Annotated in this window: 14 protein-coding genes; 3 read left to right on the top strand and 11 right to left on the bottom strand. The window is 64.7% G+C overall.

Annotated features, from left to right (window positions below; translation table 11 throughout):
• Positions 1-67: 67 nt before the first annotated feature.
• Positions 68-1327 (top strand): OprD family porin, encoded by a 1260-nt coding sequence (locus DM872_RS11245; RefSeq protein WP_179059570.1) that lies wholly within the window; start codon positions 68-70, stop codon positions 1325-1327.
• Positions 1328-1487: 160 nt separating this feature from the next.
• Positions 1488-2372, top strand: coding sequence for a methyl-accepting chemotaxis protein (locus DM872_RS30705; RefSeq protein WP_373273705.1), 885 nt, complete (start codon positions 1488-1490; stop codon positions 2370-2372).
• A gap of 12 nt (positions 2373-2384) precedes the next feature.
• Here the strand turns inward: DM872_RS30705 and DM872_RS11235 are convergent, their stop codons facing one another.
• The 4 genes from DM872_RS11235 to DM872_RS11220 all read right to left on the bottom strand — a co-directional run bounded on the left by DM872_RS11235 (position 2385) and on the right by DM872_RS11220 (position 6507).
• A complete protein-coding gene (locus DM872_RS11235; protein WP_179059568.1) occupies positions 2385-3563 on the bottom strand; it encodes an NAD(P)/FAD-dependent oxidoreductase in 1179 nt (392 codons plus the stop codon).
• Between the two features lie 184 nt (positions 3564-3747).
• Positions 3748-4731 carry an acrylyl-CoA reductase (NADPH) gene (acuI, locus tag DM872_RS11230; protein WP_179059567.1) on the bottom strand — a complete coding sequence of 328 codons (984 nt, stop codon included), beginning with the start codon at positions 4729-4731 and terminating at the stop codon, positions 3748-3750.
• Positions 4732-4795: 64 nt separating this feature from the next.
• The gene (gene acuR, locus DM872_RS11225) at positions 4796-5428 is read right to left on the bottom strand and encodes an acrylate utilization transcriptional regulator AcuR (RefSeq protein ID WP_179059566.1); all 633 of its coding nucleotides are present in this window, start codon (positions 5426-5428) and stop codon (positions 4796-4798) included.
• Between the two features lie 191 nt (positions 5429-5619).
• Positions 5620-6507, bottom strand: coding sequence for an alpha/beta fold hydrolase (locus tag DM872_RS11220; RefSeq protein WP_179059565.1), 888 nt, complete (start codon positions 6505-6507; stop codon positions 5620-5622).
• A 175-nt stretch (positions 6508-6682) separates the two neighbouring features.
• Here DM872_RS11220 and DM872_RS11215 point away from each other — a divergent pair, with 175 nt between their 5' ends.
• Positions 6683-7264 (top strand): CGNR zinc finger domain-containing protein, encoded by a 582-nt coding sequence (locus tag DM872_RS11215; RefSeq protein WP_373273707.1) that lies wholly within the window; start codon positions 6683-6685, stop codon positions 7262-7264.
• A 406-nt stretch (positions 7265-7670) separates the two neighbouring features.
• Here the strand turns inward: DM872_RS11215 and DM872_RS11210 are convergent, their stop codons facing one another.
• From DM872_RS11210 to DM872_RS11180, 7 genes are all read right to left on the bottom strand, one after another.
• The gene (locus DM872_RS11210) at positions 7671-8465 is read right to left on the bottom strand and encodes an ABC transporter ATP-binding protein (protein ID WP_179059564.1); all 795 of its coding nucleotides are present in this window, start codon (positions 8463-8465) and stop codon (positions 7671-7673) included.
• Between the two features lie 7 nt (positions 8466-8472).
• The gene (locus DM872_RS11205) at positions 8473-9243 is read right to left on the bottom strand and encodes an ABC transporter permease (protein WP_179059563.1); all 771 of its coding nucleotides are present in this window, start codon (positions 9241-9243) and stop codon (positions 8473-8475) included.
• Positions 9244-9252: 9 nt separating this feature from the next.
• Positions 9253-10020, bottom strand: a complete 768-nt coding sequence (locus tag DM872_RS11200; RefSeq protein WP_179059562.1) for an ABC transporter permease — start codon at positions 10018-10020, stop codon at positions 9253-9255.
• A 2-nt stretch (positions 10021-10022) separates the two neighbouring features.
• Positions 10023-11216, bottom strand: a complete 1194-nt coding sequence (locus tag DM872_RS11195; protein ID WP_179059561.1) for an MFS transporter — start codon at positions 11214-11216, stop codon at positions 10023-10025.
• 592 nt (positions 11217-11808) lie between these two features.
• Positions 11809-12210, bottom strand: a complete 402-nt coding sequence (locus tag DM872_RS11190) for an ExbD/TolR family protein (protein WP_179059560.1) — start codon at positions 12208-12210, stop codon at positions 11809-11811.
• Between the two features lies 1 nt (position 12211).
• Positions 12212-12919 carry a MotA/TolQ/ExbB proton channel family protein gene (locus DM872_RS11185; protein ID WP_179059515.1) on the bottom strand — a complete coding sequence of 236 codons (708 nt, stop codon included), beginning with the start codon at positions 12917-12919 and terminating at the stop codon, positions 12212-12214.
• A gap of 15 nt (positions 12920-12934) precedes the next feature.
• Positions 12935-13301 (bottom strand): energy transducer TonB (locus DM872_RS11180; protein ID WP_179059559.1); only part of this gene is annotated, 367 nt, incomplete at its 5' end.

The raw sequence follows: 13301 nt of genomic DNA, 5'->3' as shown, positions 1-13301 counted from the left end.
TTGCGTGCATGGCCCCGAAAGAGGGTCGACGGGGAAGTTTTGTCCCAATAAAAACAAGAGCGACGAAATGACCAACACCACGAGCAAGCTTTCCGTAATGCTTTGCGCCGGCGTAAGCGCTGGCTTCGCCCAGGCCGCTGAGTCCGGTTTCATCAAGGACTCCACCGCGACCTTGCAGGCGCGCAACTACTACTTCAGCCGTGACTATTCCGACATCGTCGGCGCCAACCAGCAGTCCAAGGCCGAAGAGTGGGCCCAGGGCTTCATCCTCAACTTCAAGTCCGGCTACACACCCGGCCCGGTGGGCTTCGGCCTCGACGCCATCGGTACCCTCGGCATCAAGCTCGACAGCAGCCCCGACCGGGTCAACACCGGCCTGCTGCCAGTGAAGGAAGATGGCAGGGCTGCCGACGATTACAGCCGCCTGGGCGTGGCTGGAAAGATGCGCTTCTCAAAGACCGAGCTGAAAGTCGGCGAATTGCAACCCAACCTGCCGGTGCTGGTATTCAGTGATATCCGCCTGCTGCCGCCCAGCTACCAGGGCGCGAGCATCACCTCCAACGAGATCGCCGGCCTGACTGTGCAGGGCGGCCACCTCAACAGCACCAGCCTGCGTAACGAGGCGGGAGACGACAAGATGCAGGCCATGCTCGGCCACGTGCCGCAGCGCCAGGCCTCCAGCGATGCGTTCAACTACGCCGGCGCCGACTACGCCTTCAATGCGAACCGCACCACACTCAGCGCCTGGTATGCGCAGCTGGAAGACATCTACGACCAGCGCTTCTTCGGCCTCAAGCACAGTGAGCCGATGGGCAATTGGGTGCTGGGCGCCAACATCGGCTACTTCGACTCCAGCGAAGACGGCAAGAAGCTCATCGGCGAGATCGACAACCAGGCCTTCTTCTCGCTGCTGTCGGCCAAGCGTGGCGGGCATACCTTCTACATCGGCTACCAGGCCATATACGGCGACAGTTCCTTCCCGCGTGTATTCGCCAACGTCAGCCCGCTGGGTAACGAAGTGCCGACCTACGAGTTCGCCTTCGCCGATGAGCGCTCGTGGCAGGCGCGTTACGACTACGACTTCGCCGCCCTCGGCATCCCCGGCCTGGTGGCCAGCACCCGCTACATCACCGGCGACAACGTGGACACCGGCCAGGGCTTCGAGGGCAAGGACCGCGAGCGCGACCTGGACATCAGCTACGTCGTCCAGAGCGGCAGCCTCAAGGGGCTCGGCGTGCGCGTACGCAACGTCACCGCGCGCTCCAACTACCGCACCGATATCGACGAGAACAGGCTGATCCTGAGCTACACCTGGACGCTGTTCTGAGGTCGAGTGCCGCTGCCTGACATGGGCACGACCTGCTTTTCCCTGTGGGGGCGATTTCAATCGCCAAGCGAGCCGGAGGCCCGCCACGTTCAGGCCCAGTTGGGGCAGCTGCGCTGCCCTTGGCGAATGAATTCGCCCCTACAGGATCTTGTATTCCGCGATGCAGAAGGAGTGTTCATCCATGCCCCGCAAACCCCTCGCCGCACTGTTGCTAATCAGCGGCGGCGTGCTTTGCCTGATTGCCTTCCTGATGGCCAGCGGATGGCTGCTGGCCGTGGCGCTGACGCTGATCGCTACCGCCGGACTGCTGTATCACTTCCAGCCGCCAGTGGTGGTCGAAGTGCGTGTGGAGGTGCCGGTCGAGCCGGTCGCCCAGGTCATCACCGCTGCTGCGCCGGAGCCAATTCGCATCCGCTCCAATACACACCTGCAAGGGCCACTGGCCGAGTTGCTCGATGCCATCCGTCATTGCGAGGCAGACATGCAGTACGCCAACTCGCTGGCGCGCGCGGCCGGGGAAAAGGTCCAGCTGGGTGCGGAGAGCATGCAGGCCACTGCCGGCGCCATCGGTGAGCTGGACGCCTACATGTCGCATATCGGTCAGGTATTCAACGAGCTGGGCAGCCAGTCCATGCGCATCGGTGCGATTGTCGGCAGCATTCAGGACATCGCAAAACAGACCAACTTGCTGGCGCTCAATGCCGCCATCGAGGCGGCACGGGCGGGCAGCCACGGGCGCGGTTTCGCCGTGGTGGCCGACGAGGTGCGCAACCTGTCGCTGCGCGCCAATGAATCCAGTGGGCAGATTCGTTTGATCGCCGAGGGCCTGCAAAAGGCCGCCCTTGATGCGAGGGCGGGCATGGAGCATGTCAGCGGTTCGACCCGCGCGGGTCTGGAGAAATCCGCCGCCGCCCTGCATGCCATGGGTGAGATGCGGGCGGGCGCAGCGGCGCGGGTGGAGATCGTCGAGCGGATCGTCCAGCGCCTCGCCGGTCAACGAGGGCTGGCACAGCGCATGGCGGGTTTGCTGGAAGAGGGCGCCTGACCGGTTACCGGCTCAGGCGTACTGGCCGGCGGCGTAGCCGGATGCCCAGGCCCACTGGAAGTTGAAACCGCCGAGGTGGCCGGTCACATCCAGCACTTCGCCGACGAAATACAGCCCCGGCGAGCGCTGTGATTCCAGGGTTTTCGAAGACACTTCGTCGGTGCTCACGCCGCCCAGGGTCACTTCGGCGGTGCGATAGCCCTCGGTGCCGGACGGGGTCAGTCGCCAGGCGGACAATTGCTCGGCAATCGCCGACAGCTCGGACGGGGTGTACTGCTTCATCGGCTTGGACTCGAACCACAGATCGGCGAGCAGGCCAGCAAGCTTCTTGGTGAACAGCTCGGCGAGCAGGGTCTTGAGTTCGCTGTTGGGGCGTTCCCGCTGCTGCTGCGCCAACCATTCGTTGGCGTCGTGATCGGGCAGCAGGTCGATTTCCAGGGTGTCGCCCGGATGCCAGTAGGAGGAAATCTGCAGCATGGCCGGGCCGCTGAGGCCACGGTGGGTGAACAGCAGGTTCTCGCGGAAGACCTGGCCGTTGCAGCTGACGCGGCAATCCACCGAAGTGCCGGAGAGCTCGGTGCACAGGTCCTTCAACTGGTCGGTGATGGTGAAGGGCACGAGTCCAGCGCGGGTCGGCAGCACTTCGTGGCCGAACTGGCGAGCCACCTGGTAGCCGAAACCGCTGGCACCCAGCGTCGGGATCGACAGGCCGCCACTGGCGATCACCAGCGATTCGCAGTGCATCATCCCGGCGCTGGTCTGCAACTGATAGCCGCTGTCGTGACGGGCGATCTCGATGATCGAGGTCTCCAGCATGATCTCCACGCCAGCGTCGTCGCACTCAGTCAGCAGCATGTTGAGGATGTCGCTGGACTTTCTGTCGCAGAACAGCTGGCCGAGTTTCTTCTCGTGGTACGGCACTTCGTGCTTGGCCACCAGACCGATGAAGTCCCACTGGGTGTAACGGGCCAGTGCCGACTTGCAGAAGTGCGGGTTGCGCGAGAGGAAGTTGGCCGGCTCGGTGTACATGTTGGTGAAGTTGCAGCGACCGCCGCCGGACATGAGGATTTTCTTCCCGGCCTTGTTCGCGTGGTCGAGCACGCGAACACGGCGCCCGCGCCCGGCCGCCGTTATCGCACACATCAGTCCGGCCGCGCCGGCGCCAATGATCACCACCTCAGTACTCGACACTGTCCACTCCGCTAATCGAAAACGGCGCGCATCTTACCCGAATGCCAGACGGGCCGCCGAACCTCCCGACGCAGTACGTTTCCCGAGAGCGACCAGCCCTCCGAAAAGAGGGGTAGAACACCGCGCTCGCAGGTTGGCGCCGAGTGCTGTGCATACACGGCGCCAACCTGCGAAGCCCGTGGCATCACGCGTTGACGTTCACCACCACGCGGCCGCGTACCTTGCCGTCCAGCAGGTCGCCGGCCACTGCAATAGCGTCACCCAGGCCGATCTCGCGCGTGATAGCGTCCAGCTGGGCGATATCCAGGTCGCGGGCCAGGCGGTCCCAGGCTTCGATGCGCTCGGCGCGCGGGCGGGTGACGCTGTTGATCCCCAGCAGGCTCACGCCACGCAGGATGAAAGGCGCCACGCTGGCGGGGAAGTCCATGCCCTGGGCCAGGCCACAGGCCGCCACGGCGCCGTCAGCACACAGGCCGGCGCAGACGTTGGCCAGGGTATGACTACCCACCGAGTCGATGGCGGCGACCCAACGTTCCTTGCCCAGCGGACGACCCGGCTCGGACAGCTCGCTGCGGTCGATGATCTCGGCGGCGCCCAGTCCCTTCAGGTAGTCCGCTTCACTGGTACGCCCGGTGGCTGCGACAACGCGGTAGCCCAGGCGGGCGAGCAGGGCGATGGCGAAGCTGCCCACCCCGCCGTTGGCGCCGGTGACCAGTACGTCGCCCTGGCCGGGTTTCAAACCATGACGTTCCAGGGCCAGCAAACAAAGCATGGCGGTGTAGCCGGCGGTGCCGATGGCCATGGCCTGGCGCGGGCTGAAAGCGGTGGGCAGCGGAATCAGCCAGTCGCCTTTCAGGCGTGCCTTCTGTGCCAGTCCACCCCAATGGGTCTCACCCACGCCCCAGCCATTGAGCAGGACCGCGTCGCCTACCTTGTAATCTGGATGGCTGCTGGCCTCCACCGTGCCGGCCAGGTCGATGCCCGGCACCATGGGGAACTGCCGCACCACCGGGCTCTTGCCGGTAATGGCGAGGCCGTCCTTGTAGTTCAGCGTGCTGTAGTCCACGCGGATCGTCACATCGCCTTCAGGCAGTTGCGCCTCGTCCAGCTGGGCATTGCGGGCGCGGTAACCGGCCTCGTCCTTCTCGATCAGGATTGCGTCGAACATGCTCACACCTCCAATTAGACCAGTCGTCTATAAATAGGCTCGAAAAACCGCGCGCCCGCTTGGGCTAGCGCGGTAATCCGGCCAGGAATCCTTTGAAGAAAACATCCAGCGGGACGTTGTCCCGCGTCAGCCGGGCACGCAATACGGCGCCTTCCCAGCCGATCCAGAAGAACGCCGCCAGTCCATCGCAATCCGCCTTCGCCGACAGCTCACCGGCCGCGCGGGCTTCGCGCAGGCATGCGGCCAGGCGGTCCTGCCAACTGCACAGGATGGCCTCCAGTTCCAGGCGGAAACCCTCCGGCAGAATGGCCACCTCCTGGCCCAGGTTGCCCACCAGGCAGCCCCGGCAGAACTGATGGCGGAGCATGCCGGTCTTGGCGTCCTCGACGAAATTCTCGAGGCGTTGCAGCGGCGACACGTCCTCTTGCAACAGGTAGCGGTCGAGCTTGTGGGCGAAGTAGCGGGCGTAGCTCTCCAGCACCGCCTGCCCGAAGGCTTCCTTGCTGTTGAAGTAGTGATAGAAGGAGCCCTTCGGCACGCCCACGCGCTTGAGCACGGCATCGATGCCGGTGGACATGAAACCCTGTTCGGTAAGGATCTCCATGCCGCAGCGGATCAGCGCGGCACGGGTATCGGCGAAGTCGCGCTCGACCTTGGGCGGGCGGCCGCGACGGGGTTTGGATTGAGTGTCGGTCATGGGGAGGGGATTTTAGACTGATCGTCTAGAAGATCAACCGCGACGAAGGTCGAAAATTGGGTGCCGCACTATTGTGGGGGCGAATTCATTCGCTGAGGGCTGCGCAGCTGCCCTTGGCATCGTTGGCAGGCCTTAGGCCTGCTTCGCGAATGAATTCGCCCCCACAAAAAAATCCAGGCCGTGCCGGAAGGTCAGGCCGGAATATCCCCCAACACCTCACGAATCCGCTGGGCGATATGGCCGACATGGGTTTCCAGGGCGAAGTGCCCGGTATCCAGCAACTCCACCACTGCATTGGGGTTATCGCGCTTGAAGGCTTCGGCTCCCGGCGGGATGAAGAAGGGATCGTGCTCGCCCCAGATCACCAGGGTCGGCAGCCGGGTATCGCGGAAGAAGGCCTGGAACGCGGGATAGAGCTTCAGGTTGTTGGCGTAGTCGAGGAACAGGTCGAGTTGGATGTCCTTGTTGCCCGGGCGTTCCAGCAGCAACGCATCCAGGTAGTACGACTCGGGAGCCACCAACGCCACGTCCTTCACGCCGTGCACGTACTGCCAGCGCGTGCCTTCCAGGTGCAGGACTGCATCGTGCACCACCTTGCGACGTTCCGGGTTGCCGGGCTCGGCCCAGTAGGCGCGGATCGGCTCCCAGGCATCGCCCAAGCCCTCCAGGTAGGCATTGCCATTCTGCGAAATCAGCCCCGTGACCCGTTCCGGATGAGCCAGGGCCAGGCGCAGACCGGTGGGGGCGCCGTAGTCGAACACATAGAGGGCGTACCGCTTGAGGCCAAGCTTCTCGACGAAGGCCCCGAGGGTGACGGCCAAGGCATCGAAGCTGTAGCGGTAATCGCGCTCGGCGGGGACTTCGGTGAAACCGAACCCCGGCAGGTCCGGCGCGACGATGTGGAACTTGTCGGCCAGCAGGGGGATCAGGTCACGGAACTGGTGTGACGAGCTGGGATAGCCGTGCACCAGCAGCAAGGTGGGCGCGGCCGGGTCTCCGGCTTCACGGTAGAAGACACGGACACCGTCGGCTTCGACGAACTGGTGGCGAACCGGGGTATGCACGATGGGCGAGGTCATGGTTGGTGCTCCGTAACTTGTAAAGAGGTTATTGAGGGTTACTGCTTGGGGCTGAGTATGCGCCTGCTTTGTAACCTGTCAATCACAAAAATAGAGGTTACTCGCCCCATTCGTCGTAACTGTTCATTCGTGGTTTATAGGGTTACTCTTTCGTCATTCACTTCCCTGGAGTGCCATCGTGACCACTGCCGCTTCCTCGCCTCCTCTCGAACCCTTCGTACTGGCCGACCACCCCGTACTGGACATGCTCAACACCAAGGCCGCGATGGATGGCGCCGCGTTGGAGTTCTGGCGCAGCGATGAGGATGTCCGGGCCTGGCTGGAGCGCACTGGCTGGGACTTGCCCGAGTCGCGCTTTGCCAAGGGCGAGTTGCTGAAGGCGGCGCTGACCCTGCGCGAAGCGGTGCGCGGACTGGTGGAGCAGCGCAAGGCGGGAGGTCAGGAGGCCCCGGATGTACTCAATCGCTTCCTGGCAACGCCCAGCCACCTGAGGCTGGACTGGTCGGCAAGCGGGGACCTGCGTCTGGAAAAGGTGCGGACGAGTGCCACCGCCGAACAGTACCTGGCGCCGCTGGCCGAAGCGGCGGCGGAGCTGCTGGTGGAGGGCGACTTCACCCTGGTACGCGAATGCGAGCACCCGGACTGCGTGCTCTGGTTCTACGACCGCACCAAGTCCCATCGCCGCCGCTGGTGCAGCATGGCGCTGTGCGGCAACCGGCATAAGGTGGCCGAGTTCCGCAAGCGCAAGCAGCAGTGACAAAGCGTTGTCGCGCTTTTTCCTGTGGGAGCGAATTCATCCGCTATGGGCAGCACAGCTGCCCCTTGTCCACCACAGGGCGATCCTTCGGTCCGCTCAGCGATTGAAATCGCCCCCACAGGATTTGCGCCGAGCCTCCCGTAGGTTGGGCAGAGCGCAGCGAAGCCCAACGCAGCGGGGTTCCGTTCCCAGGCGATGGGTTTCGTTCCTCTTCCCATCCTACGATCTGAAATCGCCCCCACAGGTTTCGCGCCGATCGTGGCTTTCATCTGTGGGGGCAAATTCATTCGCGAAGGAGGCCGCAGGCCTCCCGTAGGTTGGTGCTGAGCGCAGCGAAGCCCAACAGGGACTTCGCGCGTTGGGCTTCGTGGCCTCAGCCGCAACCTACAGAGAGGTGCTACCAGCCTCAATGCCCGGTCAGCTCACCGAGCAATTCCTCCTTCAACTTGTGCAACAGCGGCGCTGCACGATCACGCGGGTGGGGCAGGTCGACCTTGATCTCGTGCTTGATCCGGCCCGGGTGGGAGTCCATGACGATGACACGGTCACCCAGGTAAAGCGCCTCTTCCACATCGTGGGTCACCATGATCATGGTGCTGCGCTGCTGTACCCAGATGCGTTGCAATTCGCGTTGCAGGTGGACGCGGGTGAGGGCGTCGAGGGCGCCCAGGGGTTCGTCCAGTAGCAGGATTTTTGGCTTGGTGATCAGCGCGCGGGCGATGGCCGCCCGTTGAGCCATGCCACCGGAAAGCTGGTGCGGATAGGCGTTCTCGAAGCCGGTGAGGTTCACCAGGGCGATGTGCTCGGCGACCAGTCGGTCCTTCTCCGCCTTTGACAGCCTGTGGTTCTTCAGCGCCAGGCCGATGTTCTTCTGCACCGTCATCCAGGGGAACAGGCGGTGGTCCTGGAAGACGATGCCACGCTCCAGGCTGGTGGCGACGATGCGCTCGCCGTCCAGCAGGATGTCGCCCTGGTACTCGGCTTCCAGGCCGACGATCAGGCGCAGCAGGGTGGACTTGCCGCAGCCACTGGCGCCGACGATGCTGACGAACTCGCCGGGGTTGACCTTCAGGTCGACGCTCTCCAGCACCGGCAGGCTGCGGCCTTCGATGCTGTACGACTTGGACAGGCCGCGGATTTCCAGGGCGCCTGGCAGGGTGTGCTCCTCGGTAGCCGGAGCGAGCTTGGGAATGGCTGTCATGGTGGCCTCAGCGGAGGTTGCGCCAGCGCAGCAAGTGGCTGGCCAGACGGGTGAAGAGAAGGTTCATCAGGTAGCCGAGCAGGCCGATGCTGAGCACGCTGAGGACGATCACGTCCATGCGCGAACCGGCTTCGGCGTTCATCATCAGGTTGCCCAGGCCAGCCCCGGAGGAGAGGAACAGCTCGCTGCCCACTGCCGTGACCCAGGCGAATGCCAGGGCGTGCAGAACACCGGTGGCGATGCTCGGCAAGGCCGCCGGCAGCAGCACATGGAAGAACTGCTGGAAGGGTTTCAGTTCCAGCACCCGGCCGACTTCACGCAGGCGCCGGTCGACGTGGCTGAAGCCTTCATAGGTGTTCAGCACCATGGGGTAGAAGGCCGCCAGCGACACGATGAACACCTTGGAGAACTCGCCATTGCCGAACCACATGGCGATCAGCGGAATCCAGCCGAGCATCGGCACCTGGCGGATCGAGTGCAGCAAAGGACCGATCAGCCGGTCGGCGACGCGCGACAGCGCCATCAACACACCCAGCGCCACGCCGAAGACGATGCCGAAGAACAGCCCGCTGCTGGTGCGCGCCAGGCTGGCGAACATGTTGACGAACAGCTCACCGCCGACCACCAGGGCGATCAGGCTCTTGCCGATCTCCGCCAGCGGCACGAAGGCGTAGGCGCCGGACGCATCCTGGCGCGACATGTATTCCCAGCCCACCAGCAGCAAGGCCGGAAGGAGCAGGCCGCGCAGGTGGCGTAGAGAAGAAAGGGACAGGGACATGGACGCCTCCTAGCGGGTTTTCCAGCGGAACAGGTGTCGTTCGAGCAGGCGGAACAGGAAGTCGAGGGAAAAGCCGACGACGCCGGCCATCACCACCCCGACCATGACGACGTCGATGCGCAGCATCTGCCTGCTCATCTCGATCATCTGCCCCAGGCCGCTGTCGGCGGCCAGCAACTCGGCGGCCACCAGCACGACCCAGGCGCGGGTCAGGCTGATGCGCAGGCCAGTGAGGATGGGCGGTGCAGCGGCGGGCAAGGCGACTACGCGGATCAGCGTGGGCCAGCGCAGGCGGTAGACGTCCGCCACTTCGAAGTAGCTGCGCGGGATCGCCTTGACGCCTTCGCTGGCGGCCAGCGCCACCGGGAAGAACGCCGCCTTGGCAACGATCACGATCTTGAAGGTTTCCTCGATGCCGAAGAACAGCACGAACATCGGGATCAGCGCGATGCTGGGAATCTGCCGCAGGGTGTGGAACAGCGGTCCGCAATAGGCCGTGACCGTTTTCGACAGCGCCATCAGCACGCCGAACAGCAGGCCACCCAGGGCACCGATGGTGAAGCCGAGGGCGAGACGCGACAGGCTGTTCAGCAAGTGGTCCTGCAGCTCGCCACTGGCCAGCAATTCCTCGAAGGCCTGTAGCACGTGCAGTGGCGGTACCAGCAATTGCTGGGGGAACAGGCCGGCATCGGCCACCACCACCCAGAGCGCGAGCAGGGCGACGGGAGAGATGAGCCAACTGGCCCGGCTGGAGAACCTTTTCAATCCTTGATGCATCTTCAATTCTCGTTCAGCAGGGAAAGGGAAGCGCGGTTGCGACGTTGCGCCAGGAACCAGCAGGCGAGGGCGGCGAGCAGTACCAGCGGAATCCAGCAGAGGAACAAGCGATCCAGCCCCAGTGCCTGACCGAGCAGGCCGCCGAGCATGGCGCCGCTGAAGCCACCGAGCATGCCGGCCAGGTTGAACAGGCCGGAAATCTTGCTCTTGTCCATGCGGTGTTCGCTGAGTCGGCCCATGTTCACCAGGTGCACCAGGGAGCCGGCGATGCTCAGCAACACCGCGCCCAGCGCCAGGAGCGCGTAGTGGTGGGCCGTACCTAACAGCAGCAGCGCGGCGATAGCAGCCGCCAGGGCCACCAGGTAGGCGGTGCCGCGCCCGCTGCGTTGCACCAGATAGCCGAGGCTGAACAGTGCGACGACCGAAGAGATGCCCTGGACCATCAGCAGGCTCACGGCCTGGGTCTGGGAGAGCCGGGCCACGTCCATCGCCAGCAGGAGGATGAAGGTGCCGAACAGGGCGCCGGTGGAGTTGCCGAGCATTTCCAGCAGGCAGCTTTCGGCGATGTCGGGGTTGGCCAGCATGGCCTTGACCTGTTCGAGGTAGTTGCCGCTGTCCACGGGCGCACCGGCCTCCTGCTCCGGGCCGCTTTCCGCGCCCCAGAAGCCCAGGCTGTAGACCGCCATCAGACCGAAGCACAGGCCGATCAGGGCGAAGGCGAGGGCATGGCTGGTGGTGCCGGTCAGCCAGTTGCCCAGAAGCGGGCTGAGGATGCTCATGCCCACGGTCAGCGCCATGCGATACCAGCCGGCCTTGGCGAGGCCAATATGCCGCAGTTGCTGGAGGAAGGCGCTGTTCATGGCGACGATGCGGAACGGGATGCAGAAGCCGATCAGCAGGCGCGCGGCGGCCAGCCACAACCAGTTGGCAAAGAGCGGGATGGCCAGGTTCAGCAGCATCGGACCGAGGCTCGCCAGGAAGTAAACCCGGCGGGTGCCGTAGCGGGCGATCACGAATCCGGCGGGCAGGGTCAGGAACACCATGCCGAGGGACTCCATGGCCGAGATGATGCCGATCTGCATGGTGTTGGCACCGATCCCTATCGCGTAGAGCGTGGTGACGATCTTCGCCATGCCGATGGTGGCGCCGCTGAAGGCGGCGAGGAACATGAAATTGACAAGAAAGCGCGGGTTCACGGCTGGGGCTTTCCTGTCTGGGTGAATGGAGCGGATCGCATGCGCAAGGTCCTGATTACGAAGGCAAAGTGACGTTGCAGCATGTGTGCCAGAGGCACCGGAGTGTTGCGAGGCCAGCAGTGATGCGGGTTTCGGCGGTGAGGTGAGGTGGGATTCGGAATGCATTGCTGGTGGGGCAGCAGTAGGGTGCTGGTGGAGCAGCAGTCGGGACGCAGCGGTGCGGGTTGCTTCGCGAATGAATTCGCTCCCACAGAACAACGCGCTGCCCCAATCGATGTACGGCAGGGCGCCCTCTCCCGCTTGCGGGAGAGGGCGGGGGGTGAGGGTGGTGTGGGGAGCAGGAAAGGGCAGCCCGGCGTTCCAGCTGGCCTGCCTTTCTTGTGGGGGCGATTTCAATCGCTATGGGCAGCGCAGCTGCCCTCCTGATAGGCCCCAGGGCAGGACTTCGTCCTGCTTAGCGAATGAATTCGCCCCCACAGGAGCAAGCGCCGCCACCAATTGCACCGTAGGTTGGCGCTGAGCGCAGCGAAGCCCAACATTGCGCGGTGTCGGATTCGCTCGTTGGGCTTCGCGTAGCTCAGACCAACCTACGTCAGCGCGCGGTGATCACCGTGAGCTTGGTGATCCCCGCCCGCTCGATGGAGGCCATGGCGCGGGCCACGGCGCCGTAGTCCACCTGGTCGTCGGCCTGCAGTTGCACGCGCAGTTCCGGGTCCTTGGCCTTGGCGGCCTCCAGGCTGGTCTGCAGCAGGTCGGGCTGGATTTCGTCCTTGTTGATGAACAACTTGCCGGCGCCGTCGATGCTCACCACCAGCGGGTCCTTCTGCTCGGGCGGGGCCACGGCCTCGGTCTTCGGCAGGTTGATCGGGATGGCGTTGGTCAACAGCGGCGCGGTGACGATGAACACCACCAGCAGCACCAGCATCACGTCCACCAGCGGGGTGACGTTGATCTCGGAAAGGACTTCGTCGTTGTCCTGGGTGGAGAAGGCCATGTCAGGAGGCCTCCTTCACGGCCCCGGCGGCACGCGCCGGGGCCGGATTGACGAGCAGCTTGAAGGCGCTCTTCTGCGCCAGCAGGTAGAAGTCGTGGGCGAAGTCGTCGAGGTCGGCGGCAGTGAGCTTCAGGCTGCGCAGGAAGTAGTTGTAAACCAGCACCGCCGGCACCGCGACGGCGATGCCCACGCCGGTGGCGACCAGCGCTGCGCCGATGGGGCCGGCGACGGTTTCCAGGCTGGCCGAGCCGGCCGCACTGATACCCTTCAAGGCTTCCATGATCCCCCAGACGGTGCCGAACAGGCCGATGAAGGGCGAGGTGGAACCAATCGAGGCGAGCACCGCCAGGCCCGATTCCAGGGAACGCCGTTCGCGCTGGATCTGCTGGCGCAGGGCGCGCTCCAGGCGGTCCTGGTGGTTGATCGCCTGGCTCAGGTCGCCGGGCTGGCCGCCCTGCACCTGGATCGCGGCGAAGCCGGCGTGGGCCACGTGGGCGGCGGCCCCGGCATGTTGCTGCAGTTGCTCGGCGGCGCTGTCCAGGCTGGTGGCGCTCCAGAAGCGCTTCTGGAACTGGCGGTCGCGGCGCTTCAGGCGGGCGAACTGGATGCCCTTGACCAGGGCCAGGCCCCAGGTGACGACGGAGAAGCCGATGAGCAGCCAGATCACCAGGTGCTCGATGGAGGCGAAGGGATTGGTTAACAGGTCCATGGAGTCTTCCTCTGATCAGTTCAATTTGAAATCGATGGGCACGCTGACCCAGCCGTCGCGGGCGACCTCGCCCTGTTTCGCCGGCACGAAGGTCCAGCGCTTGACCGCGCGCACCGCAGCCTCGTCGAGCAGCTCGCGGCCGCTGCTCGTTTGCACCTGGACCTCGCTCGGCAAGCCGCTGGCCAGCACATGCACGCGCAGCAGCACGGTGCCCTCCCAGCCGCGCCGCTGGGCGAAGGCGGGGTACTCGGGCGCCGGGTTCTTCAGGTAGCCGGCATTAGCCGAGGGCGGCGTCACCGGCGCCGGCGCAGGTGGTACCGGCGGCGCGGGCGGGGCTTCGGCCTTGGGCGGCGCGGGCGGCGGTTCCACCGGCTTGGGAGCC

The sequence above is a fragment of the Pseudomonas taiwanensis genome, assembly GCF_013393345.1.
Classification (GTDB): domain Bacteria; phylum Pseudomonadota; class Gammaproteobacteria; order Pseudomonadales; family Pseudomonadaceae; genus Metapseudomonas; species Metapseudomonas resinovorans_C.
Note: the sequence above shows the minus strand (reverse complement) of the source record. Positions and strands in the feature narration are given on the sequence as shown.